Below are 23,666 nucleotides of genomic sequence, written 5' to 3'. Positions count from 1 at the left end.
ACATGGCCATTACGAATGTTCTTGTTGCCAATCGTGGTGAGATCGCGCGCCGCGTGTTCGCCACTTGCCGTCGGATGGGTATCGGTACCACCGCGGTGTACTCCGACGCGGATGCCGCGGCTCCGCACGTGTCCGAGGCCGACGCCGCCATCCGGCTGCCCGGCAACACCCCGGCCGAGACCTACCTGCGCGGCGAGCTGATCATCGAAGCCGCGCTCGCGGCCGGTGCCGACGCCATCCACCCCGGCTACGGATTCCTCTCCGAGAACGCCGAATTCGCGCGGTCGGTGCTCGACGCGGGCCTAGTGTGGATCGGCCCGCCGGTCGCCGCCATCGAGCAGATGGGTTCGAAGGTCGAGTCGAAGAAGATGATGGACGCCGCGGGCGTTCCCGTCCTCGCCGAGCTCGATCCCGCCGAGGTCACCGAGGCGCACCTGCCGGTGCTCATCAAGGCCTCCGCCGGTGGTGGTGGTCGCGGCATGCGTGTGGTGCGTGAGCTGGGTGATCTGCAAGACCAGATCGCCGCCGCACAGCGCGAGGCAGAGTCCGCCTTCGGCGATCCGACGGTGTTCTGCGAGCGCTACCTCGAGACCGGACGTCACATCGAAGTGCAGGTGATGTCCGATACTTTCGGCAAGACCTGGGCGGTCGGTGAGCGTGAGTGCTCGATCCAGCGTCGTCATCAGAAGGTCGTCGAAGAGGCGCCTTCGCCGCTGGTCGAGAAGATCGACGGCATGCGTGATCGCCTGTTCGAGGCGGCCCGGCTGGCCGCCGAGGCGATCGGATACGAGGGTGCGGGCACCGTCGAGTTCCTCGCCGACGAGAAGGGCGACTTCTTCTTCCTGGAGATGAACACCCGTCTGCAGGTGGAACATCCGGTCACCGAGCAGACCACCGGCCTCGATCTGGTCCGCCTGCAGTTGCAGGTGGCGTCCGGTCTGCCGCTGCCCGCCACACAGCCCGCCCAGCGCGGCCACTCGATCGAGGTCCGGCTCTACGCCGAGGATCCGGCGCACGACTGGCAGCCGCAGAGCGGTCCCGTGCACAAGATCGAGATCCCCTTCACCGCAGGCGAATTCACTGTGCTCGAGCAGCCGGGCGTCCGCCTCGACACCGGTGTCGTCGACGGTTCGGTCGTCGGTGTGCACTACGACCCGATGCTGGCCAAGGTCATCTCCTACGCCGAAACCCGCGCCGAGGCAGCGCATCTGCTCGCCACCGCGCTCCAGCGGGCCAAGCTGCACGGCCTGGTCACCAACCGCGACCTGCTCGTGCGCGTGCTGCGGCACCCCGCGTTCCTCGCCGGTGACACCGACACCGCCTTCTTCGCCACCCACGACCTGGCCGTGCTGTCCGCGCCGCTGGCGTCCGAGGCCGACGAGGCGCTCTCGATTGTCGCCGCCGCGCTCGCGGACTCGGCCGCCAACCACGCCGCCAACCGCTTCGGCAGGCTGGCGCCCAGTGGCTGGCGCAACCTGGCGTCGGAGCCGCAGCGCAAGTCCTACGAGAGCCGTACCAGCGGCACGCACGAGGTGCGCTACCGGTTCGACCGGTCCGGTGCCGTGACGGTCGAGGGCCATGAGGGCCTGGAACTGATCTCGGCCACGCCGAACCGGGTCGTGCTCGCCGTGCCGGGTGAACGTGGGCCGGTGCGCCGCCAGTTCGAGATCGCCCGCTACGACGACCTGGTTGCCGTCGACTCGCCGCTCGGCCCGGTGGCCGTGCGCAGGTTGCCGCGCTTCACCGACCCGTCCGAGCAGGTCGCGGCGGGTTCGCTGCTCGCGCCCATGCCCGGCAGCGTGATCCGGCTCGGCGCGGCCGAGGGCGACCAGGTCACCCAGGGCCAGCCGATCCTGTGGCTGGAAGCCATGAAGATGGAGCACACCATCGTCGCGCCGGCCACCGGCGTTCTCAGTGCGTTGAACGTGACCGTCGGCCAGCAGGTCGAGGTCGGAACTGTCCTCGCCGTCGTCGAGGAAGAAGAGCAGGAGCAGGCATGAGCTTCCACGAAACCGAAGAGCAGAAGGCGCTGCGTGCGGCGGTCGCCTCGCTGGCGACCAAGTACAACTACCGCGACTACGTGCTGCCGCTCTCGCGCAAGAACGAGCCGCTGAGCGAACTGTGGGATGAGGCGGGCAAGCTCGGCTTCCTCGGCGTGAACCTGCCCGAGGAGTACGGCGGCGGTGGCGCGGGCATGTACGAGCTGGCGCTGGTGCAGGAAGAGCTCTCGGCCCAGGGCGCGGGCCTGCTGCTGATGGTGGTGTCCCCGGCCATCTGCGGCACCATCATCACCAAGTACGGCACCGACGCGCAGAAGCAGACCTGGCTGCCCAAGCTCGCCGACGGTTCGTCGAAGATGGTCTTCGCGATCACCGAGCCCGACGCCGGTTCCAACTCGCACCAGATCACCACCACCGCGCGGCGTGACGGCGGCGACTGGATCCTCAACGGCCGCAAGATCTTCATCTCCGGTGTCGATCAGGCCGAGGCCATCCTGGTGGTCTCGCGCACCGAGGACCACAAGACCGGCAAGCTCAAGCCCGCGCTGTTCATCGTCCCCGTCGACGCGCCCGGCCTGGTGAAGAACGTCCAAGAGATGGACGTCATCGAGCCGGACAACCAGTTCACGCTGTTCTTCGACGACGTGCGCCTGCCCGCCGACGCCCTCGTCGGCTCCGAGGACGCGGCCTTGGCCCAGCTGTTCGCCGGGCTGAACCCCGAGCGCATCATGGGCTCGGCCATGGCCATCGGCCTTGGCCGCTACGCCATCGACCGCGCGGTGGAATACGCCAAGGAGCGCACCGTCTGGAAGACGCCGATCGGTGCGCACCAGGGCATTTCGCATCCGCTGGCGCAGATCAAGATCGAGTTGGAGCTGGCCAAGCTGATGATGCAGAAGGCCGCGACGCTCTACGACGCGGGTGACGAGTTCGGGGCTGCCGAGGCGGCCAACATGGCCAAGTACGCTGCCGCCGAGGCCAGTATCAAGGCGTTGGATCAGGCGATCCAGACTCACGGTGGTTCGGGTCTGACCAAGGAGGTCGGGCTGTCGGCGATGTTGCAGGCGGCTCGGATCATGCGGATCGCGCCGGTGAGCCGCGAGATGATCCTCAACTTCGTGGCTCAGCACTCTTTGGGGCTGCCGCGGTCCTACTGATTGGTTTGTGTTTGAAGGAGGTATTGGGGCTGTGTTTATTGGAGCGCTGGCGCGCTCGAGCGCGGCCCCTGGAGGGCCGCGAGTTAGCCACCGTTGCTCGCGCTTCGCGCATGCGCAACGGCGGCTAACTCGCGGCCGGGCCGCTACGCCGCTTCGCGGCGGACCCTCCTCGAGGTCGGGTCGTGCGGGGTTGGGAGTGCGGTCATGGCGGATTTAGTGGCGACTGAATGGGAGTTGTTTCGATGAGTGAATCGGCTGATGCGCCTTATGTGCGTTATGAGGTGGTCGATGGGTTCGCCACGCTGACCTTCGATTCGCCGCACAACCGGAATGCGTTGTCCTCGAAGCTGGTTCGTGAGCTGCTCGAGGGGTTCGATCGGGCTGCGGGGGATGCGGCTGTGCGCGGGATCGTGCTCACCCACACCGGGGACACGTTCTGTGCCGGTGCGGACCTCAAGGAGGCGAGTACCGTCGATCCGGCGGTGGCCGCCGACCAGCGGACGCGGGTGATGATCGACGTGTTGCGCGGGATTCTCACCTCGCCCAAGCCGGTGATCGCGCGGATCGACGGGAATGTGCGCGCCGGGGGTATGGGCATCATCGGTGCCTGCGATCTCGTTGTCGCGGGGCCGAGCAGTAGTTTCGCGCTCACCGAGGTGCGGATCGGGATGGCGCCGTTCATGATTTCGCTCACGCTGGTTCCGCGCATGGACCAGCGGTCGGCGAGTCGCTACTTCCTCACGGGGGAGAAGTTCGACGCGGCGACGGCGCGGGAGATCGGGCTGGTCACCATCGCGGCCGGCGACCCGGCGGCCGAGGTGAAACGCCTGTGTGGACAACTGCGCAAGGGGTCGCCGCAGGGGTTGGCGGAGTCGAAGAAGCTCGTCAACGCGACGCTGCTCGCCGACTTCGACGCCCGGGTGGAGGAGCTCGCGCAGCGCTCGGCGGGGTTCTTCGGAACCCCCGAGGTGATCGAGGGCATGACGGCCTTTTTCCAGAAGCGTCCGCCGAGCTGGGCACAATAAGCCCATGGCGACACCCCACGAACCGAAGCAGGACCGCAGCCGGGCCACCCGGCAGCGGCTGCTCGAGGCGACCATCGACTGCCTGGCCGAGATGGGCTGGGCCGCCGCGACGGTGTCGGTGGTCGCCGAGCGGGCGGGAGTGTCGCGGGGCGCCGCGCAGCACCACTTCCCGACCAGGGAAGACCTGATCACGGCCGCACTCGAGTACATGTTCGAGTTCCGGATGGACCAGGCCAAGACCGAAGCCGAAACGGTGCGCGAAGTCGCGCAGGGCATCGGCCGCACCCGCGCCGTGGTCTCGGCGCTCATCGAGTCCTACACGACACCGTTCTTCAAGGCCGCGCTGCAAGTGTGGACGCACGCGGCCGCCGACCCGGCCCTGCGCGAACGCATCGTCCCGCTCGAGGCCCGCTTCGGCCGCATCGCGCACCGCCGCGCCGTGGAAGCGCTCGGCGTCGACGACTCCGACCCGGTCACCCACCACCTCGTGCAGGCCACCCTCGACCTGGCCCGCGGTCTCGGCCTCGCCGACGTCCTCACCGACGACTCGGCGCGCCGCAAACTCATCGTCGACCAGTGGGCCGCCACCCTGCACGACGCCCTCAACCTGGCCCACTGAACCCCTTGTGGCCGTCGCCTCGGTGGTCGACCGCCGCCGGGTGGGGCACCCACGTGGCACCTTCGACTCCGCTAGCAGGGCGACTCCGCTAGCTAGGCGAGGTAGCGCAGCCAGGCGAGGTAGCGCAGCCAGGCGAGTAGCGAAGCTAGGCGAGACGGCGTACGCGGACGACGCTGTCGGACCTCTCACCCGCGACACCGTCGGGGCTGGTCGACGGCGTGGTGACGAAATCGGCCGTCTCCACCTGCCACTGGCCGGGGGCGAGGTCGAGCTGCTCGATCACCTCGTCGATGGTAGGGAAGTGGACGGCGTGCGGCGGATTGTCGGCCGCCCAGGTCGGCCAGCCCGCGTGTCCGCCGACGATCAGCGAACCACCGGGTGCCACGGCCTCGGCCGCTCGGCGCAGGATGCGGGCGCGTTCGTCGGGGCGTTCCACGGGGGAATGCAGGAACTGCGCGGAGACCAGATCGAAGGTGCCATCGGGGAAGGTTTCCATCAGGTCGTGGCGCTGCCACTCGATGCTGACGCCCGCATCGGCCGCGTGCTGCGCGCCCCGTGCCATGGCGGTGGCCGACACGTCGACCGCGGTGACCTGCCAGCCGCGGGTGGCCAGCCAGATGGCGTCGCCGCCTTCACCGCAGCCGAGGTCGAGGGCCGTGCCGGGCGTCAGGTCGGCGGCTTCGCGGACGAGGGTGGCGTTGGCGTTGCCGGTCCAGATCTGGTCGCGCTCCCGGTAGAAGTCTTCCCAGAACTGTTCGGCGGTCGGGGTGGTCTCGGTCATCGAAGCTCCTGATGGTGCGGGTCTGATCGGATGTTCTCGATGGTGCACACCGATGTCGTCTACTGGCAATCTTCCTTGCCGGTACGGCAAAAATTCAGGGGTGGCAGCGTGTCGCGCCGCGTGGCCAGCGATACTGCCAGTGTGACGCGCGTGCATCGGAAGGCCGACGAGGTCCCAGCCCGGCGTGTGGACGCGCGCACCGAACGCTGGCGGGCCCACCGTGTGCAGGTGCGGATCGAATTCGTCGAAGCGGCCTTCCGTGCCCTCGACGCGCACGGCCCGGACGTGAGCATGGGCGACATCGCCAAGGAGGCGGGCGCCGCAAAGCCCAAGCTGTACCGGCACTTCGAGGACAAGACCGATCTCTACAACGCGATCGTCGACCGGGTGCGCGAAATGCTCTGGGAGCGGCTGCTCGGCGGGATCGATCTCACCCACGACTCGGCCGCCGAACTGGTGCGTCGCGCGGCCGCCGAATACGTGGCGGTGGTGTCGGAACACCCGAATGTCTTCCGGTTCATCCTGCACAGCCATTTCAGCCAGCAGGCTCGCGAAACGGAGCGGGCCTTGGCCGCCGCCCGCCAATCGGCCAGGCGCGCCGCCGAGTTCATCGCCGGGTTGCTGCCGGACGAGTCGGTCGACGTGGCGGGCATCGAATTGGTGAGCTATTCGATTTTCGGGGCGGTCGCCTCGGCGACGGACTGGTGGCTCGGCGCCAACCAGCGCGAGGTGTCGGCGATGCCCGTGGAGCGGTTCATCGACTATCTGGCCGAGAGCATCTCGGCCCTGGCTCAAGCTCATGCGCGCTTCAACGGCGTGCGCATCGACCCCGCACAGCCATTGCGCGACGCCTTTATCACTGCCTGAAACGTCTCGCGCCCGGCACGAACCTCGTTGTTCTCGCCGACTACGTCGTTGGAGCCGGTGGGGGTGCGATGACCTCAGTATGGACCTGCCCACCGACAAGTTTCGATTGCCACGCTAGCGATCTGTGCGGAGTCTCCATAACGGTGACACAGGCCCGTGACCAGCGCCGAGGTCGTAAGACGCGGCCAGGCAGCGGTAGGTCCACTCCTTGGCGAAGGCCACCGCGTCGGGCACCGAGAACCCGTGGGCGAGCGCGCTCGCGATGGCCGCGGCCAAGGTGTCGCCGCCGCCGTGATCGTTGCCGGTGGCGATGCGCGGCGCAGTGAATTCCTGGAAGGTGTCGCCGTCGAAGAGCAGGTCCGTGCTGGTCTCCGACGTGCGCAGGTGCCCGCCCTTGACGATGGCCCACTGCGCGCCGAGGCCGTGCAGGGCTTCGGCGGCCTTGCGGGCGGTCGGGTCGTCGACCACCTCGATGCCGGTGATCAGGCGCACCTCGTCGAGATTCGGCGTGACGACGGTGGCGAGCGGGATGAGTGTGGTGCGCACGGCGTCGAGCGCCGAGGCGTGCAGCAGGGGGTCGCCGTGCATGGACGCCGCGACCGGATCGACGACCAGCGGCACCGTTCCCTGCCGCCCGATCCCGACTTCGCGGCACACCGCCGCCACCGATTCGATGATGGCGGTGGACGCGAGCATCCCCGTCTTGGCCGCGCCGATCCCGATATCGCGCACGACCACGCGCACCTGATCGGCCACGATCTGTGGCGGGATCTCGTGAAAACCGCTGACGCCCACCGTGTTCTGCACCGTCACCGCCGCGACGGCGACACAGGCGTGCACCCCGCACATGGCCATGGTCCGCGAATCGGCCTGGATGCCCGCGCCGCCACCGGAGTCGGTGCCCGCGATGGTGAGCGCGCGAACAGGAGTTTGGCCATCGGGGGCGAGCGGCAACATCTTCACGCCCCAACCCTACGACCGCCTGTCCGATTTCCTGGACCCAACCGGTTACAGCAATTGAAAACCATTATCATTAACTGGTGACCACTACCGATTCGCCCACCCGCCTGCCCGTCACCGTCCTGTCCGGCTTCCTCGGCGCGGGCAAGACGACCCTGCTCAATCACATCCTCGCCAACCGCGAAGGCCGTCGGGTCGCGGTGATCGTCAACGACATGAGCGAGGTGAACATCGACGCCGCGCTCGTCGCGGGTCAGGGGCATCTCGACCGCACCGAGGAGAAACTCGTCGAGCTCACCAACGGCTGCATCTGCTGCACGCTGCGCGAGGACCTGATCGAAGCCGTCGCGCGACTCGCCCGCGAGGGCCGGTTCGACCAGTTGGTGATCGAGTCGACCGGCATCTCCGAGCCGATGCCGGTGGCCGCCACCTTCGACTGGGAATTCGAGGACGGCTTCCGCCTCGGCGATGTGGCCCGCCTCGACACCATGGTCACCGTCGTCGATGCCTCGACGTTCCTCGCGGAACTGGTGCGCGGCCAAGCCCTGGCCGAGCGCGAACTCGAAGCGGGCGAGGGCGATTCGCGGACCATCGCCGACCTGCTCGTGGATCAGGTGGAGTTCGCCGACGTACTGCTGGTGAACAAGACCGACCTGGTCAGTGCGAATGCCGCCGCGACCGTCGAGGCCACCGTGCGCAGGCTCAACCCACGCGCCCACATCCTGCGCACGGAGAAGGGGGTCGTCGACCTGGGTGAAGTGCTGTCCACCGGTCGCTACAACCCGGTGGTCGCCGCCGAAACCGAGGGTTGGGCAGAGGAATTGGCAGGCGGACACACACCCGAGACCGAGGAATACGGCATCAGCAGTCTCACCTTCACCGCCGACCGTCCCTTCCATCCGCAACGCCTGGCCGACGCGCTGACCACCCTGCGCGGCATGCTCCGCAGCAAGGGCTTCTGCTGGATCGCCAGCCGCCCCGAGTTGGCCGCGATCTGGTCGCAGGCCGGACCCAACCTCACCTTCGAACCGGGCGCCTGGTGGTCGGTGCTCGAGGTGCCTGCCGGACAGGAGATCGTGTTCATCGGCGTGCGGCTCGACGCGGCGGCGGTGCGGCGCGAACTGACCGCCGCCCTGCTCACCGATGCCGAATTCGCCGCGGGGGCGGCCGTGTGGGCGACCTACGACGACCCGTTCCCCGCCTGGGGCGACCTGCACGAACACCACTGATCGCCGACTTCGTTACGCACATGTCGGTGCGCTGGTGCATGATTCGAATGGGCCTCGGCCCACGCACCGATGAGGGGAGCGTGGGCCGGGGCACCGGGACTCAGGACAGGCCGGCGAAGAACCGCCGGATATCGCCCACCAGCACGTCCGGCGCCTCGTGCGCGGCGTAGTGCCCGGCGGCATCGTTGGCCCCGCCCGCGCCGGTGCGCACGTCGTAGGAATTCCAGCTGACGATATTGCTGTGGTCGCGTTCGGCGAAGCGCCGGATGGACTGGAAGTCGCCGGCGAACATGGCCAATCCGGTCGGCACGGTGGTCGGTGTGCTCGGGTGCTCGGCCGCGTGCGCGTCCTCGTAGTAGAACCGCAGCGACGAACCCGAGGTACCGGTGAGCCAGTACAGCGCCACATTCGCGATCACGAACCGCGCGTCGATCGATTCACCGAACAGCTGTGCGTTCCAGCCCAGCAGGCCGATCGGTGAATCGGCCAGCGCGTAGGCCAGGGTCTGTGGCTGCTGGCTGTGCAGGGTGTTGAACGCCATCTTGTTCTCGTGGAACCACTGCAGGTGTTGCAGCGCGGCCATATCCGCCTCCGACATCCCCTCGAACTCGGCCGGGTCGCCGGAGGGGAAGGAGAACAGCTGGGTGACGTGCACGCCGATCACCTGCTCCGGCGCGATCCGCCCGATCTCGGGGGAGACCATCGACCCGCCGTCGTTGCCGATGGCGCCGTAGCGCTGGTAACCCAGGCGCGCCATCAGCTCGGCCCACGCGCGGGCGGTGCGGTAGCGATTCCAGCCGGTGCTGCGGGTCGGCCCGGAGAACCCGAACCCCGGCAGCGACGGGATGACCAGGTGGAACGCCGGATCCTCGGCGGATTCGGGCTCGGTGAGCGGCGCGATCACATCCACGTATTCCAGGATCGAGCCCGGCCAGCCGTGGGTGAGGATCACCGGCGTCGCATCGGCGCGGGAGGAACGGATGTGCAGGAAGTGGATGTTCTCGCCGTCGATCTCGGTGGTGAACTGCGGGTAGGCGTTCAGCTCGGATTCCACTGCGCGCCAGTCGAATTCTTCGAGCCAGTACTTGGCCAGAGCGCGGACCCGATCGCCGGGAACGCCGTAGGCATCGCCCACGCCGGGCAGCTCGTCCGGGTAGAGCGCGTTGCGCAGCCGGGCGGCGAGATCGTCGAGCCGGGCCTGGGGGACATCGATGCGGAAGGGCGTGACGGTCATGTCGGATCCTCTTGTTGAAACGGAATGCTTCGTTCTATTCCAACCGTAACAGAACGGATCATTCCGTTTCAAGTGGTAGGCTGATATTCATGCCGAAGCAGAACGAATCCCCAGCTCAGCCGCGCTTGCCCGGTCGCAAGGCGCAGGCCGCGCGCAATGACGGACTGATCCTCGAGGCCGCGCGCACGGTGTTTCTCGACGATCCGAACGCGCCGATCGCCGCGGTGGCCGAGCGGGCCGGCGTCGGGATCAGTGCCCTCTACCGCCGCTATCCGAGCAAGGAGGTGCTGCTGCGCACGTTGTGCCACGAAGGGTTACGGCGCTACAACGTGGAAGCCGATGCCGCACTGGAGGACTCGGACGGCTGGCGCGGGTTCGTCGGCTTCCTCGAGCGGGTGGTCGATGCCGACGTGCACTCGCTCACCGTGCGGTTGGCAGGCACCTTCACCCCCGACGACGCGATGCTGCCCGACGTGCTGCATTCCGGCGAGGTCACCGAGGAACTGGTCCGCCGCGCCCACGCCACCGGTCGACTGCGCGCCGACGTGAGCGCCTTGGACATCGGCCTGGTTCTCGAGGCATGCGCCGCGATAACCATGCCTGGCCAGGCGCGCACCGGCGAATTACGCCGCCGCGTCCTCGCCCTGCTGATCGACGGCCTCCGCGCCGACGGCGACCTGCCGGGCCCGCCACCGGCACCGGGCGAATTCGCCTGGCGTTGGGAGCGAAAAGCCTGAGGTGGTGGCACACTGATCGGCGTTGCGAGTCGGCAGACCAACCTTGGAGGGTGCGTCGTGAACTGGACTCTGGAAGTAGTGGTCGTTCCCGTCTCGGATATCGACCGGGCCAAGGATTTCTACGCGAACCGGCTGGGCTTCGACGTCGACCACGACACGGTGATCTCCGACGACGTGCGCATCGTCCAGCTCACCCCGCCCGGCTCCGGCTGTTCCATCGTGATCGGCAAGGGCGCGGTTCCACAGATGCCGCCGGGTTCGTTGAAGGGCTTGCAGCTGGTGGTGCCCGATATCGAGCAGGCGCGTGCCGAACTCGTAGCCCGCGGCGTCGAGGTCACCGACGTGCAGGTGCTCGGCGTGAACCCGTCGCCCACACCGCATCCACTCGACAATGTCGGCTTCGTGTTCTTCAGCGATCCCGACGGCAACGGGTGGGGTGTGCAGCAGATTTCCAGCCGCGCGGGGTAATCCTCGAGCTGATCGCAACCCTGTCGTGGCGTGACAGGGGCGGGGCACCATGCATCCATGTCGATCGCAACGCGCACCGCACCTGTGGACCGGCCGCTGTATCGCCGACCCGGCCTGCTGCGCGCGGTCGCGCCGCTCGCGTTGCTGCTGCTGTGGCAGATCGGCAGCACCAGCGGTTGGATTCCACCGAAGAAGCTGCCCGCGCCGTCGGCCGTGGTCGAGGCCGGTCTGGAGATCTACCGGTCCGGTCAGCTCGCCGACGCGCTGCTGGTCTCGGGCCAGCGCGCGCTCTACGGTTTCGCGCTCGGCGCGGCGCTCGCGTTGCTGTTCGGCGTGGTGGCCGGGCTCAGCAAGATCGGCGAATACGCGCTCGATCCGCCGCTGCAGATGATCCGCACCATCCCGCTGTTCGGCCTGATCCCGCTGTTCATCATCTGGTTCGGCATCGGCGAGGAACCCAAGGTCTATCTGATCGCGCTCGGCGTGTTCTTCCCGCTCTACCTCAACACCTACTCCGGCATCCGTCAGCTCGACCCGAAGCTGCTCGAACTCGGGACCGCCCTTCGTCTCGGCCTCGGTGAGCGGCTGCGGCTGCTTGTGCTGCCGGGTGCGCTGCCGCAGATTCTGGTCGGTGCGCGTCAAAGTCTCGGCATCGCTTGGCTTTCGCTCATCGTCGCCGAACAGATCAACGCGAGCGCGGGTCTCGGCTTCGTCGTCAACAACGCCCGCGAATTCCTGCGCACCGACATCGTGGTGTTCGGGCTGGTGGTCTACAGCCTGCTCGGCCTGCTCACCGATTCGCTGGTGCGGCTGGCCGAGCGCCGTGCGCTGCGCTGGCGACCGGGGGTGCGGTGATGGGCGAGTCCATCTCGTCGCGACCGGCGTCACCATCGGCTACAGCTGCCTCGGGGCGCCACGCACGCCGACCGACCATCGTCCGCCGTTCGATTGCGAGGCCCACCCGATGACCGCCACTACCGCCACCGCCCCGCGCACCGCCGCCGCCGCGCGAATCACTGGACTAGGCAAGAGTTTCGGTGACCGAACCGTCCTCGACGGCATCGACCTCGAGATCGGCGCGGGTGAGATCGTCGCCCTCGTCGGACGCAGTGGCTCGGGCAAATCCACCCTGCTGCGGATTCTCGGCGGGCTCGATTCGGCAAGTGCCGGTGAGGTTCTCGTCGAGGGCAGGCCGACGATCGTCTTTCAGGAACCCCGGCTGATCCCGTGGCAGCCGGTGGTACGCAACGTCGCGCTCGGCAGGCGCGCACCGCGCAATCGCCGAGCCGACGAACAAGCCGCGCGCGAAGTACTCGCCGAGGTCGGCCTGGCCGCGCGCGCCGACGCGTGGCCGCTCACGCTGTCCGGCGGCGAAGCCCAACGTGCCGCGCTGGCACGGGCTCTGGTCGCCGAACCGACCCTGCTCCTGCTCGACGAACCGTTCGGCGCCCTCGACGCCCTCACCCGGCTGACCATGCACGACCTGCTGCTCGGCCTGCACGCCGAGCGCGCCTTCGGCGTGCTGCTGGTGACCCATGACGTGCTCGAGGCGATCACCCTCGCCGACCGCGTGCTCGTCCTCGACGACGGCCGCATCGCCGCCGACGTCCCCATCGACCTCCCGCGACCCCGCACCCCGGCGGCACCGGAGGTCGCCGAGTACGCGACCCGGCTGCTCGCGCTGCTCGGCGTCACCCACTGACCCACCCATCCATCGCACGAAAGTTGTTCCCGTGAAACGCACTCCGAAGTCCCGTCTGGCCGGACTCGCCCTCGCCGTCGTCGCCGCGCTCTCGCTGAGCGCCTGCGGTGACGACGCGGCGACCGAGGCGGCTCCTTCGGGGCCGGTCGACCTGAGCACGGTGACGCTGAAAGTCGGTGACCAGAAGGCGATCTCGATCGAGGTGCTGCTGAAGGCGTCGGGTCAGCTGGAAAACCTGCCCTACAAGATCGAGTTCTCCACCTTCACCGCCGGCCTGCCGCTGGTCGAGGCGGCCAGCGCGGGCGGCATCGACATCGCCCAGACCGGCAACACCCCGGTCATCTTCGGTGCCGCCGCCGATGCCGATATCAAGATCGTCGGCGCGCTCTCGGCCACCGGCAAAGGCGATGCGATCCTGGTCGGCAAGGATTCGCCGATCGCTTCGGTCGCGGCGCTCGAGGGCAAGAAGGTCGCCGTCTACAAGGGCAGTTCGGCCAACGCCAACCTGCTGCTGCAACTGAAGAAGGCCGGTCTGTCGCTGAGCGACGTCGAACCGGTCTACCTCTCGCCCGGTGACGGCTACACGGCCCTCACCAGGGGAGATGTCGATGCCTGGGCCACCTGGGACCCCTACACCGCCATCGCGGAGAAGGAGATCGGTGCCAAGTCCATCGCCACCGCCGATCAGGCCGCCAACGGCTACAACTTCTGGGCCGCGGGCAACAAGACCCTCGCCGACCCGGGCAAGTCGGCCGCCCTCGCCGACTTCTTCCAGCGCTACGCGGCCGCGACCAAGTGGTCCTCGGACAACCTCGACACCTGGTCGGCGAAGTACGCCGAACTCACCCAGATCAGCGTCGATGCCTCCCGTACCACCTGGACCCGCTCGATCAAGGAACCGATCGAGCTCACCGACCAGGTGATCGCCTCCGAACAGGAGATCGCCGACGCGTTCACCGACGCCAAGGCCATCCCCGGCAAGGTCGACTTCGACTCCTACGTCGACACCAGGTTCGACAAGTCCTGAGACAGACCCCTGACGGCGCCTTCGATCCACCGGGTCGGAGGCGCCGTTTTGCGTTCACCTGGTGTGGCGCTGCCCCGGGTGACCGGTGCCGAGCGGTTACGTTGACCTGGGCGGTCGAGCGCCACGGAAACCGATCACGACCAGGATGGTGACAGGTGGACGAGCAGACGAAGACCTACGGGTCGGTGCGCTGGGTGATGCTCGGGGTGCTGTGCGCCAGCCTGTTGCTGGTGGCGATGGATGCCACGATTCTCAATGTGGCGTTGCCGTCGTTGATCGACGATCTGCACGTCGGGCCGCTCGAGCAGTTGTGGATCATCGACATCTACGGCCTCGTGCTCGGCGGGTTGCTCATCACCACCGGTGCGCTGGGGGACCGGTGGGGTCGAAAGTTGTTGTTCATCAGCGGTTTTCTGCTGTTCGGTGTCGCTTCGGTGATCGCGGCCACCGCGGGCAGTGCGGCGCAGCTGATCGTCGGGCGGGTGCTGCTCGGTATCGGTGGCGCGATGGTGATGCCCTCGACGTTGTCGCTGATCCGCAATATCTTCACCGACGTGCGCGAGCGCACCATGGCCATCGGGATCTGGGCGGCGGTCGCCGGGGTGGGCGCGACGGTCGGTCCGATCGTCGGCGGTTTCCTGGTGGAGCATTTCGGCTGGTCGTCGGCGTTCTGGCTGAACGTTCCGGTGGTGCTGGTGACGGTGGTCGTCGGGTTGTGGGTGCTGCCGGAGTACCGGACCCCGCAGGCGGGTCGGCTCGATTGGTTCTCGGCGGTGCTGTCGGTGGCCGGCATCGTCTGCCTGGCGTGGGGCATCAAGCATCTGGCCAAAGGCGAGGCGACCGTGGTGGATTGGGCGATGCTGCTGATCGGTGTCGGCGCGCTGGCCTGGTTCGCCCGCCGCCAGCTCCGGTCGGCCGATCCGCTGCTGGATGTGCGCCTGTTCCGCAACGGCGCGTTCACCGCGGCCGCCGTCGCGACCCTGCTCGCCATGATGGCCATCGGCGCCGCCATGTTCCTGATCTCGCTGTGGTTGCAGTATGTGCACGGCTACAGCCCGTCGCAGGCGGGTATCCGGATGCTGCCCGCCGCCCTCACCCTGCTCACGGCGTCGCTGCTCACGCCGATGCTGATGGAGAAATTCGGGGTCCGCGTGGTGCTCGGCGTCGGGCTCGGCGCGGTCGCGCTCGGTTTCCTGCTGCTCGCGGTGAGCCCGGAACCGACCTCGTATCCGGTGGTTGCGCTGGTGCTCGTCTCCTTCGGGCTCGGTGACGGGATGGCCGTCACCGCGGCCGCCGCCGTGCTCGTCGGTGCCGTTCCCGCCGATCGGGCGGGCCAGGCGGGTGCGGTCGAGGAGACCAATTACGAGGTCGGCGTCGGTTTCGGGGTGGCGTTGCTCGGCAGCCTGCACGCCCGGCTGTTCACCGAGCACATGACCGATCTGCCCGTCCCCGCCGACCGGGTGGAGCAGGCGAGCGGCTCGGTGGGCGGCGCCGCCGAAGTCGCCTCGGACCTGCCGGAACCCGCGCGCACCGAGCTGCTCGGTGCCGCCACCCATGCTTTCGATTCCGCGCTCACCACCACGTCGTACCTGTCCGCGGCCGTGGTGGCGCTGGTGACGGTCGGCGCCGTCTGGCTGGTGCCCAAGGGGTTCCGGGTGAGCGGCGGACACTGACTCTTGACGCAACTAGTTGGTTGCCATACTGTGAGTAGCAACCAATCGGTTGCGACACAGGAGGAAGCACCATGGGATTTCCCGATCAGATCGTGCGAACCGTAGAACTCGACCACCCGCCCGCCAAGGTATGGGCGGCGATCACCACGGCCGAGGGGCTCGCGAGCTGGTTCGGCAATACCGCCGAGATCGACCTGCGACCCGGCGGGGACATGCGGATGACGTGGGACGAAGGCATGGCCGCCGACATGCGCGTGGAGCGGGTCGAGGAGCCGACCGTCTTCGGCTACACCTGGCCCATCAACGGCCTGCCCGACGACGACCCGCGCCGCACCTACGTCGAATTCCGGCTCGAACCGACCGGCGCGGGCACCCGGCTCACCGTGGTCGAATCCGGCTTCGCGCAGCTGCCCGAGGATGCCCACAAGGAGGCGTTCGAGGGCAATGTCGGCGGCTGGAAGAGCGAGCTGGGTGAGCTCGTCGAGTACCTCGATGCGGCCTGAGACCGAGGCAACCGCCGAACGGGTCTTCGTCGCGCTGGCCGATCCGAGCCGTCGCGCGGTCCTCGCCGCGCTGGCCGCCGACGGTCCGGCCACCGCGACCGACCTCGCCGATCGCCTGCCCATCACCCGGCAGGCGATCGCCAAACACCTTGCCCTGCTTGCGGACGCGGGCCTGGTGATCGCGGAACCCGGTGAACGGCGTCGCGTGCGCTACCGCCTCGATTCCGCCCCCATGCGGGTGGCCCAGCAGTTCCTGGCCGCCCTGTCCCGTGACTGGGACGGTCCACTCGACGCGCTCCGTCGCCACCTCGACGGCTGAGCCGAACATAGGAAATGCCATGAGCGACTTCACCGCGACAATCACCGTGCCCAAGACCCCGGCGGAAGCCTTCGCCGCCATCAACGACGTGTGGTCGTGGTGGTCGGAGACGGTCGAGGGCACCTCCGGAACGGTCGGCGACAGCTACCGCTTCGAAGTCCCCGGCATCCACCGCTGCACCATGACCACCACCGAATCGATCCCCGGCAAGCGCCTGGTCTGGCACGTCACCGACTCCCACCTCGCCTTCATCTCCGACACCGCCGAATGGGAGAACACCGATGTCGTCTTCGACATCGCCGAAACCCCCGCAGGCACCGAAATCCGCTTCACCCACGTGGGTTTGGCGCCGGAGGTCGAATGCTACGAGGTGTGCGCCAATGCCTGGGGTGCCTACATCACCACCAGCCTCCACGGCCTGCTCACCACCGGAAAGGGTGATCCGTTCCGCCGCACGAGCACCGGTGAATCGGAACTGATCAAGCACGGCAACGCCGAACTGGTAAACCTCGACGCCCTGCGCTGAGTACCCCGCGGCCGGTACTTTCGATGCTGTGCACGAGCATCCGGCCGAAACCTTTGTGAGCGCGGCGGCGAGCTTCGCCGCCCTTGTCCGAAAGATCCCCGCCGACAGCTGGGCGGGGCCGGGACTGGGCGAGTGGGATCTGCGATCGCTGGTCGGTCACACCTCCCGCTCGCTCACCACCGTCACCGCCTACCTCCGGCAGCCCGCCGAGGTGGAGGACGTGGCGAGCCCGCAGGAGTACTACGCCATGGCGAAAGCCTATGCGGCGCGGGCGGGTAGCGAGGCGATCGTGCGCCGCGGACGCGACGCGGCCACCGAACTCGGCGACGACCCCGCCGCGGCGATCGACGCGCTGGCCGTCGCCGCGACCGCCGCTGTGACCGGCGCCGAGGATCGGTTGATCACCGTGATCGGCGGGCTCGGCATGCGGCTCTACACCTACCTGCCCACCCGGACGTTCGAGCTGGCCGTGCACAGTCTCGACATCGCCGCCGCCACCGGCCTGGACTGCTCACTACCCGAGGACGTGCTCACCGAGGCCACGGTGCTTGCCGCACGCACTGCGGTCCACCTCGGCGACGGAGTATCGGTGCTGTCGGCGTTGACGGGGAGATCCACACTGCCCCAGGGTTTTTCGGTGGTCTGACGAATGTGCTGCGGTGCGCACCCGGCGGGCTGGGTGGGTCGGCACCGGGATTGCGCGCCGCGCCGCCCGGTTCTTCGCACCGAAGTGTCACCGCGTGGGCGTCGCTGAGAAGGTGCCCTATCCGCGCGGTGCGATCAACAGGGTCTGGGTACTGCGCCCGATCGGGCCCGTCTCGTCGAACAGCGCCGATTCCGCGAGGCCGATGCCGTGCGGTTGCGGGTGGGTCACCGCGTCCAGGCAGACCCACTCGCCTACGGGCTGACGGTGCAGCGTGACAGTGAGGTCGGTGTTGATGAACAGGTATTTCGACCAGTCGAGCACCGCACTCACCCCATTGCCCGAATCGGCGGCGGCCAGCGCACGTTCGAGCGGGCTCGGTGTTGTGCCCGCGACGATCGGGTACTTCAGTTTGATCCAGCACACCGCGGGACCCGGGGCTGCGAAAGACCCTGTACTGAAACGGTATTCGATTCCGGTGTGGAACCCGACCCGCTGATTCGACGGGAACGTCCCCGGCTGCGCCTCGTCCGGCAGCGGCCTCGTGCCGCTCGGCAGAAACTCCGGCGGCAGATCCAGCGGCGGCTCCGAAAGCTTCAACCGCCAGGCCACCGCCCGCATCACCGGCCCCCGCTCCGCCGACAACGTAGCCTCGATCAACTCGACGCTGCGCCCCGACCGCACCACCTCAGCCCGCACCGTCAACGGCGCCAACGGCACCGGCCCGAGAATCTCCACCGCCACCCGCCCGACCTGAAACCCGTCACGCGGTTCGCACCGCTCGATCGCATGCCCGAGCAGAGCCGAAGGCGGCCCCGCATGCTGCGCATCGGGCGTCCACGGCCCCCTGGTCAGCTCGGTCGACTCGAAGCGGTTCGGATCCGTCGGGTCGGGAACATAGAAAGCATCGGTCACCTGTCCGACCGTACCTGCCTGTGCCCCGACGGCCGACCCCCTCGATTCGTCTTCGGATTCGCTCCGACAATCGGTGGACGACAGCGATCACAACACCAACCACCGGCTACTGTTCGGCGGTGTTCGCACTCTGTGTATCGGTTGTGCCTGCCGTGCTCTGGGTTTCGACCGCCGCTACCCGGCGCGGCCGCTGGATCGGTCTCGTGGTCCTCGCCTCGCTGGCCGCCGCGCAGGTCGCGGTGGCGCGGCGGTGGGTCTTTCCCGAAGGTACGGCCACCCTGCTGTTCGTTCTCACCGGGCTCGTCGTCGGGGTGCTGCTGCTCGGACCGTGGCTGGAGACCGACCGGACTATGTCGCGAACGGCTGGCCGGCGGCGGCGCGTGTGTTATGCCGTCAGCGTCGTGCTCTGCCTGGTCACGGCGACCGTAGCCGTCCTGCTCGCGGCGGCCTTCTCGATGTTCGGCGCGTGGGCATGGGTCCCCGCCGAGGACGCGCTGGAACCACTACCCGAGGGGATGGTGGTGCGTGAAAACGCGGACGTCGGCTGTACGGCGCGATCCTCGAACAGTGACTGCACGCGGCGATTCGTCATCGACCAGCCCGGTGCGAGCGCCGACGACATCTCCGCGCGCCTGCGCCAGGTACTGACCGAAACGCGCGCCTGCGCTTTCGAGTACCGCACCCGTCGGGAAATCGACTACTGGTGGGGCACCTGCCCGGTATCCGGGTGGCCCCTGGACCGCCACGAAACCACCGTATCCATCACAACCACCGGCCCGGCAGCGATCACCCTCGACCTGTCCTACCTGGACGATTGGTGATCGAGCCGCTGAAGTCGGTCGATGGTCTTCCTACGCGGAGCCGCTGGTCACCAGGGTGAGCAAGTCGAGGAGGGGGCGGATGGGGCAGGGGTTGATGTCGGTGGAGGTGCAGCCGATATCGGTCGATCCGGCGACCGGGGTGGCCGCATGGGCTGGACCGATCGGTGCGGCGAGGGAAAGGGCGGCGGCTGCGGCGGCCCCGGCGATGACGCGTTTGGTTCGGGTGGTCATGGACAGCACCCTACGGACCGCGGTGAGTAGCAACAGCCCCCGAAATCCTGGGGTGGATTTCGGGGGCTGATCGCTGCCGTCAGGAGACGACCGGCAGATACACCTGGTTTCCGTGGTCGGCGAACTCGGCGGATTTCTCGGCCATGCCCGCTTCGATGGCGGCGACGTCGGTGAGGCCTTGTTTTTCGGCGTATTCGCGGACGTCGGCGGAGATGCGCATGGAGCAGAACTTCGGGCCGCACATGGAGCAGAAGTGGGCGGTCTTGGCGGGTTCGGCGGGCAAGGTTTCGTCGTGGTATTCGCGGGCGGTGTCCGGGTCGAGGGAGAGCGCGAACTGGTCGTGCCAGCGGAATTCGAAACGGGCCTTGGACAATTCGTTGTCGCGGTCCTGGGCGTGCGGGTGGCCCTTGGCGAGGTCGGCGGCGTGGGCGGCGATCTTGTAGGTGATCACGCCGACTTTCACGTCGTCGCGGTTGGGCAGACCCAGGTGCTCCTTGGGGGTGACGTAGCACAGCATCGCGGTGCCCGCCTGGGCGATGATCGCGGCGCCGATGGCCGAGGTGATGTGGTCGTAGGCGGGCGCGATATCGGTGGCGAGCGGGCCGAGGGTGTAGAACGGTGCCTCTTCGCAGAGTTCTTCTTCGAGGCGGACGTTCTCGACGATCTTGTGCATCGGCACGTGGCCGGGCCCTTCGATCATCACCTGCACGCCATAGGATTTCGCGATCTTGGTGAGTTCGCCGAGGGTGCGCAGTTCGGCGAACTGGGCCTCGTCGTTGGCGTCGGCGATGGAGCCGGGGCGCAGGCCGTCACCGAGGGAGAAGGTGACGTCGTACTTCGCGAGGATCTCGCAGAGCTCCCGGAAGTGCGTGTACAGGAACGATTCCTGATGATGCGCCAAACACCAAGCGGCCATGATGGATCCGCCGCGCGAGACGATGCCGGTGACGCGCTTGGCCGTGAGCGGGATGTAGCGCAGCAGCACGCCCGCGTGCACGGTCATGTAGTCCACACCCTGCTCGCACTGCTCGATCACGGTGTCGCGGTACAGCTCCCAGGTGAGCTTGGTCGGATCACCGTTCACCTTCTCCAGCGCCTGGTAGATCGGCACCGTGCCGATCGGGACCGGCGAATTGCGCAGGATCCACTCGCGGGTCTCGTGGATGTTCTTGCCGGTCGACAGGTCCATGATGGTGTCGGCGCCCCACCGCGAGGCCCACACCATCTTCTCCACCTCCTCGGCGATCGACGACGACACCGCCGAGTTGCCGATATTGGCGTTGATCTTCACCAGGAACTTCTTGCCGATGATGGTCGGTTCGAGTTCGGGGTGGTTGTGGTTGGCCGGGATCACCGCGCGCCCGGCGGCGACCTCCTCGCGCACGAGTTCGGCCGAGACGCCTTCGCGGGCGGCGATGAAGCGCATCTCGTCGGTGACGACGCCCTGGCGCGCCCAGTGCAGCTGGGTGGGCGGGCCGTCGATCTGCGGCTTGGTCCATTCGTCGCGCAGTTTCGGCAGACCGGCCTCGAGGTCGATCACCGCGTTGTCGTCGGTGTAGGGGCCCGAGGTGTCGTAGACGTCGAAGTGGTCTCCGTTGGTGAGGTTGATCCGGCGCACGGGAATGCGCAGGCCGTCGACCTCTTTGTAGTGTTTGACGCTGCCCTGGATGGGTCCGGTGGTGACGGTGTCGACTCCGGCGGTGTTGCCGTTCGACGACGTGGCTGTGCCCATGAACAGTCCTCCCTACGCCGGCATTACCCGGTCAGGTTCATACGGTCGACGGCCCTGATCGCCCGGAAAAAGGGCTAGCCGTCCTCTCAGCCCGCTGGTGCGAGCCCCCGTGTTGATGTGGAATTCTCCGCCGCCGACGATACCCGCCGGGCGGTGCGACCCGCCCGGCGATCGGGTTATGCGGAGGTCTTCTCGAGTGTCGGATGTGCGGCCGGGAGGTCGTCGTCGGCCTCGTGTAAACCGAACCTGTTGTGCAGCTTCGCCAGTGGCTTGGGCGCCCACCAGTTCCAGGTGCCCATCATCCGCATGAGAGCCGGTGCGAGCAGGCCGCGGATGACCGTCGCGTCGCTGATGACGGCGAGCGCGCAGCCGAGCCCGAACAGCTTCATCATCGACACACCGGAGGTGGCGACGCCGAGGAACACGATGCTCATCAGCAGCGCGGCGGCGGTGAAGATGCGCCCGGTGCGTGCCACACCCATCGCGACCGCCTCGGTATTGCCCTCGGTGGTCTTGGGTCCGGCCAGCCATTCCTCGCGGATGCGGGAGAGCAGGAATACCTCGTAGTCCATGGACGCGCCGAACGCCAGGCTGAACATGAGGATCGGCATGGCCAGGTTGAGGGTGCCGGTGGCCTGGAAACCGAGCAGCCCGGACAGGTGCCCGTCCTGGAAGATCCACACCATCGCGCCGAAGGTGGCCGCCAGCGACAGGATATTGAGCGCGAGCGCCTTCACCGGGAGGACGACGCTGCCGGTGAACAGGAACAACAGCACCAGCGTGGTGATCGCGATCAGGGCACCGGCCAGCGGCAGCTTGCCGGTGATGGCCTCCACGGAATCCTGGTTCAGCGCGGCGGGACCGGTGACGAGCGCGTCGGTGGGCGCGGGCACGGCGCGGATCGTGTCGAGTTGGTCGCGGCCCGCGTCGGAGTAGGGATCGAGCCGGGTGGCGACCGACAGGTACGCACCCGCCGACGGGTCCGACATCTCCGGCACACCCGCCGCCACCCGCAGGCCGTTGCGGTACACGGCCGCGCTGCTCAGCACCGCCGGTACGTCGGGCACCTTGGACAGCTCGCGCGCGTACGCGTCCAGCTCGGCCGGGCCGCCCCGGAATTCGCGCAGCACGATGGTCGCGCTCGACGCCATGTCGGCGTCGAATTCTGTGCGCAGTACGTCGCCGACTTCACGGCTGGCGACTTCGGTGGGCAGCGAGCGGTCGTCGGGGTAGCCGAACTGCACGCCGAGGAACGGTGATCCGAGCAGCAGCAGGAACGCGGTGGTGGCCAGCGCGATCGGCAGCGGCCGCTTCATCACGGCGGTGACCAGGCGGTACCAGAAAGTCTGGCGCGGCTGCTTCTCCTCGCGCGGCGCAAGCCGCAACAACTTGCGCAGCGGTGTGCGCAGGTCACCGGCGTCGATGCGGTGCCCGACCAGCATGAGCAGCGCGGGCAGCACGATGACCGCGGCGGCCGTGGCCGCGGCGACCACCGCGATACCGGCGTAGGCGAACGACTTGAAGAAGTACTGCGGGAACACCAGCAGCGCCGACAGCGACAGCGCGACCACCAGCGCCGAATACACCACCGTCCGCCCGGCCGTGCGGATCGACCGGATCACGGCCTCGGTGGGTGTGGATCCGCCGGTGAGTTCCTCGCGGTAGCGGCTCACGATGAACAGGCTGTAGTCGATGGCCAGCGCCAGACCGAGGGCGGTGGTCATGTTCAGGGCGAAGATCGACACATCGGTGACGGCGGTGAGCACACGCAGAATGCCGAGCGCGGCGGCGATCGCGAACAGCCCGATGGCCACCGGCAACGCGGCCGCCACGAGACTGCCGAACACCAGCGCCAGCAACAGGCCGGTGATGGGGATGGCGATGGCCTCGGCCAGGATCAGGTCCTTGCTGATCTGGGTGTTGATGTCGGAGAACGTGGCGGCCAGACCGCCCGCCTCGATGGTCACCGGCCCGTCGTGGTCCGCCAGTGCCTTGGTGATCTTGCCCGCCCGGTCCGGCAGTTCGGCGTCGTCGCCTTCGATGCTGGCGAGGATGAGCGCGCGGTTGCCGTCCTTGCTGCGCAGCGCCTGTTTCAAGTCGGGACGCGAGGTCCAATACGACTGCACCCCGCTGACCTCGGGATAGGTGCGCAGCGCGGCCACGGCGGCATCGGCGGCGGCGCGGGCCTCGGGGGAGTCGACCGACACCGGGTCGGTGACCAGCAGGACGTAGTTCGGTTCGCTACCGGGGAAGTGCTCGCTCAGATACTGACTGGCCTGCACCGAATCGAGATCTTCGGTGACGAATCCGCCCGATTTCATGTTCGAGTGCACGGTGGCGCCGATCGCGCCGCACAGGATCATCAGCAGCAGCGCGACCGCGACAATCAGTCGCGGTCTGCCGACAGCGATACGGGCGATTCTCGTCAACATCCTCGGCACCCTTTAGTTCGAAGTATCGAGGTGTCACCGTATCCCGGCAACATTTCCGCCCGATA

At 67.9% G+C, this 23,666-nt stretch carries 24 protein-coding genes and 1 riboswitch; of the genes, 17 read left to right on the top strand and 7 right to left on the bottom strand.

Annotated elements, in window-relative coordinates; all coding sequences use genetic code 11:
• Positions 1–2 precede the first annotated feature (2 nt).
• The 4 genes from AB0F86_RS19870 (at position 3) to AB0F86_RS19855 (ending at position 4,801) form a co-directional block, all read left to right on the top strand.
• Positions 3–2,000, top strand: coding sequence for a biotin carboxylase N-terminal domain-containing protein (locus AB0F86_RS19870; protein WP_356987225.1), 1,998 nt, complete (start codon positions 3–5; stop codon positions 1,998–2,000).
• Entirely contained in the window at positions 1,997–3,157 is a 1,161-nt protein-coding gene (locus AB0F86_RS19865) for an acyl-CoA dehydrogenase family protein (RefSeq protein WP_356987226.1), read from the top strand. The genes AB0F86_RS19870 and AB0F86_RS19865 overlap by 4 nt, the downstream gene beginning before the upstream one ends.
• 242 nt (positions 3,158–3,399) lie before the next feature.
• A complete protein-coding gene (locus AB0F86_RS19860) occupies positions 3,400–4,182 on the top strand; it encodes an enoyl-CoA hydratase family protein (protein ID WP_356985386.1) in 783 nt (260 codons plus the stop codon).
• Between the two features lie 4 nt (positions 4,183–4,186).
• Positions 4,187–4,801 (top strand): TetR family transcriptional regulator, encoded by a 615-nt coding sequence (locus AB0F86_RS19855; protein WP_356985385.1) that lies wholly within the window; start codon positions 4,187–4,189, stop codon positions 4,799–4,801.
• A 145-nt stretch (positions 4,802–4,946) separates the two neighbouring features.
• On the opposite strand, the gene AB0F86_RS19850 is transcribed toward AB0F86_RS19855, so the two are convergent.
• Entirely contained in the window at positions 4,947–5,582 is a 636-nt protein-coding gene (locus tag AB0F86_RS19850; protein ID WP_356985384.1) for a class I SAM-dependent methyltransferase, read from the bottom strand.
• 42 nt (positions 5,583–5,624) lie between these two features.
• Between AB0F86_RS19850 and AB0F86_RS19845 the strand changes: the two genes are divergently transcribed.
• Positions 5,625–6,449 (top strand): TetR/AcrR family transcriptional regulator, encoded by an 825-nt coding sequence (locus AB0F86_RS19845; protein WP_356985383.1) that lies wholly within the window; start codon positions 5,625–5,627, stop codon positions 6,447–6,449.
• A 114-nt stretch (positions 6,450–6,563) separates the two neighbouring features.
• On the opposite strand, the gene thiD is transcribed toward AB0F86_RS19845, so the two are convergent.
• Positions 6,564–7,412, bottom strand: a complete 849-nt coding sequence (thiD, locus tag AB0F86_RS19840; protein ID WP_356985382.1) for a bifunctional hydroxymethylpyrimidine kinase/phosphomethylpyrimidine kinase — start codon at positions 7,410–7,412, stop codon at positions 6,564–6,566.
• A 77-nt stretch (positions 7,413–7,489) separates the two neighbouring features.
• On the opposite strand from thiD, the gene AB0F86_RS19835 reads away from it, so the two are divergent.
• Positions 7,490–8,638, top strand: a complete 1,149-nt coding sequence (locus AB0F86_RS19835; RefSeq protein WP_356985381.1) for a GTP-binding protein — start codon at positions 7,490–7,492, stop codon at positions 8,636–8,638.
• A gap of 100 nt (positions 8,639–8,738) precedes the next feature.
• Here the strand turns inward: AB0F86_RS19835 and AB0F86_RS19830 are convergent, their stop codons facing one another.
• The gene (locus AB0F86_RS19830; RefSeq protein WP_356985380.1) at positions 8,739–9,872 is read right to left on the bottom strand and encodes an epoxide hydrolase family protein; all 1,134 of its coding nucleotides are present in this window, start codon (positions 9,870–9,872) and stop codon (positions 8,739–8,741) included.
• Positions 9,873–9,961: 89 nt separating this feature from the next.
• Here AB0F86_RS19830 and AB0F86_RS19825 point away from each other — a divergent pair, with 89 nt between their 5' ends.
• From AB0F86_RS19825 to AB0F86_RS19780, 10 genes are all read left to right on the top strand, one after another.
• On the top strand, positions 9,962–10,609 hold the full coding sequence (locus AB0F86_RS19825; RefSeq protein ID WP_356985379.1) for a TetR/AcrR family transcriptional regulator: 648 nt from the start codon (positions 9,962–9,964) through the stop codon (positions 10,607–10,609).
• Positions 10,610–10,666: 57 nt separating this feature from the next.
• Complete coding sequence (locus AB0F86_RS19820; protein WP_225278349.1) at positions 10,667–11,077, top strand: VOC family protein; 411 nt, start codon at positions 10,667–10,669, stop codon at positions 11,075–11,077.
• 57 nt (positions 11,078–11,134) lie between these two features.
• Complete coding sequence (locus AB0F86_RS19815; RefSeq protein WP_225278350.1) at positions 11,135–11,932, top strand: ABC transporter permease subunit; 798 nt, start codon at positions 11,135–11,137, stop codon at positions 11,930–11,932.
• A 109-nt stretch (positions 11,933–12,041) separates the two neighbouring features.
• Complete coding sequence (locus tag AB0F86_RS19810) at positions 12,042–12,779, top strand: ABC transporter ATP-binding protein (protein ID WP_356985378.1); 738 nt, start codon at positions 12,042–12,044, stop codon at positions 12,777–12,779.
• 31 nt (positions 12,780–12,810) lie between these two features.
• The gene (locus AB0F86_RS19805; protein ID WP_225278352.1) at positions 12,811–13,806 is read left to right on the top strand and encodes an ABC transporter substrate-binding protein; all 996 of its coding nucleotides are present in this window, start codon (positions 12,811–12,813) and stop codon (positions 13,804–13,806) included.
• Between the two features lie 155 nt (positions 13,807–13,961).
• Positions 13,962–15,479 (top strand): MFS transporter, encoded by a 1,518-nt coding sequence (locus tag AB0F86_RS19800; RefSeq protein WP_225278353.1) that lies wholly within the window; start codon positions 13,962–13,964, stop codon positions 15,477–15,479.
• A 71-nt stretch (positions 15,480–15,550) separates the two neighbouring features.
• Positions 15,551–15,982 carry an SRPBCC domain-containing protein gene (locus AB0F86_RS19795; protein WP_356985377.1) on the top strand — a complete coding sequence of 144 codons (432 nt, stop codon included), beginning with the start codon at positions 15,551–15,553 and terminating at the stop codon, positions 15,980–15,982.
• Positions 15,972–16,301 carry a helix-turn-helix domain-containing protein gene (locus tag AB0F86_RS19790; RefSeq protein WP_067484519.1) on the top strand — a complete coding sequence of 110 codons (330 nt, stop codon included), beginning with the start codon at positions 15,972–15,974 and terminating at the stop codon, positions 16,299–16,301. The genes AB0F86_RS19795 and AB0F86_RS19790 overlap by 11 nt, the downstream gene beginning before the upstream one ends.
• Before the next feature lie 19 nt (positions 16,302–16,320).
• A complete protein-coding gene (locus AB0F86_RS19785) occupies positions 16,321–16,827 on the top strand; it encodes an SRPBCC domain-containing protein (RefSeq protein ID WP_356985376.1) in 507 nt (168 codons plus the stop codon).
• A gap of 28 nt (positions 16,828–16,855) precedes the next feature.
• Positions 16,856–17,473 (top strand): maleylpyruvate isomerase N-terminal domain-containing protein, encoded by a 618-nt coding sequence (locus tag AB0F86_RS19780; RefSeq protein WP_356985375.1) that lies wholly within the window; start codon positions 16,856–16,858, stop codon positions 17,471–17,473.
• Positions 17,474–17,590: 117 nt separating this feature from the next.
• On the opposite strand, the gene AB0F86_RS19775 is transcribed toward AB0F86_RS19780, so the two are convergent.
• Positions 17,591–18,385 (bottom strand): thioesterase family protein, encoded by a 795-nt coding sequence (locus AB0F86_RS19775; protein ID WP_356985374.1) that lies wholly within the window; start codon positions 18,383–18,385, stop codon positions 17,591–17,593.
• Between the two features lie 119 nt (positions 18,386–18,504).
• Between AB0F86_RS19775 and AB0F86_RS19770 the strand changes: the two genes are divergently transcribed.
• On the top strand, positions 18,505–19,206 hold the full coding sequence (locus tag AB0F86_RS19770) for a hypothetical protein (protein ID WP_356985373.1): 702 nt from the start codon (positions 18,505–18,507) through the stop codon (positions 19,204–19,206).
• 30 nt (positions 19,207–19,236) lie between these two features.
• On the opposite strand, the gene AB0F86_RS19765 is transcribed toward AB0F86_RS19770, so the two are convergent.
• From AB0F86_RS19765 to AB0F86_RS19755, 3 genes are all read right to left on the bottom strand, one after another.
• Complete coding sequence (locus tag AB0F86_RS19765; protein WP_356985372.1) at positions 19,237–19,437, bottom strand: hypothetical protein; 201 nt, start codon at positions 19,435–19,437, stop codon at positions 19,237–19,239.
• Positions 19,438–19,516: 79 nt separating this feature from the next.
• Positions 19,517–21,169, bottom strand: coding sequence for a phosphomethylpyrimidine synthase ThiC (thiC, locus tag AB0F86_RS19760; RefSeq protein ID WP_067485802.1), 1,653 nt, complete (start codon positions 21,167–21,169; stop codon positions 19,517–19,519).
• A riboswitch (TPP riboswitch) is annotated at positions 21,164–21,290 on the bottom strand. It overlaps the preceding gene by 6 nt.
• Positions 21,291–21,345: 55 nt before the next feature.
• Positions 21,346–23,601 carry an MMPL family transporter gene (locus AB0F86_RS19755; protein WP_356985371.1) on the bottom strand — a complete coding sequence of 752 codons (2,256 nt, stop codon included), beginning with the start codon at positions 23,599–23,601 and terminating at the stop codon, positions 21,346–21,348.
• Positions 23,602–23,666: the final 65 nt, after the last annotated feature.

This window comes from Nocardia sp. NPDC023733, from assembly GCF_040639775.1.
GTDB lineage: Bacteria > Actinomycetota > Actinomycetes > Mycobacteriales > Mycobacteriaceae > Nocardia > Nocardia rosealba.
This window is presented reverse-complemented; position numbering and strand designations above follow the sequence as displayed.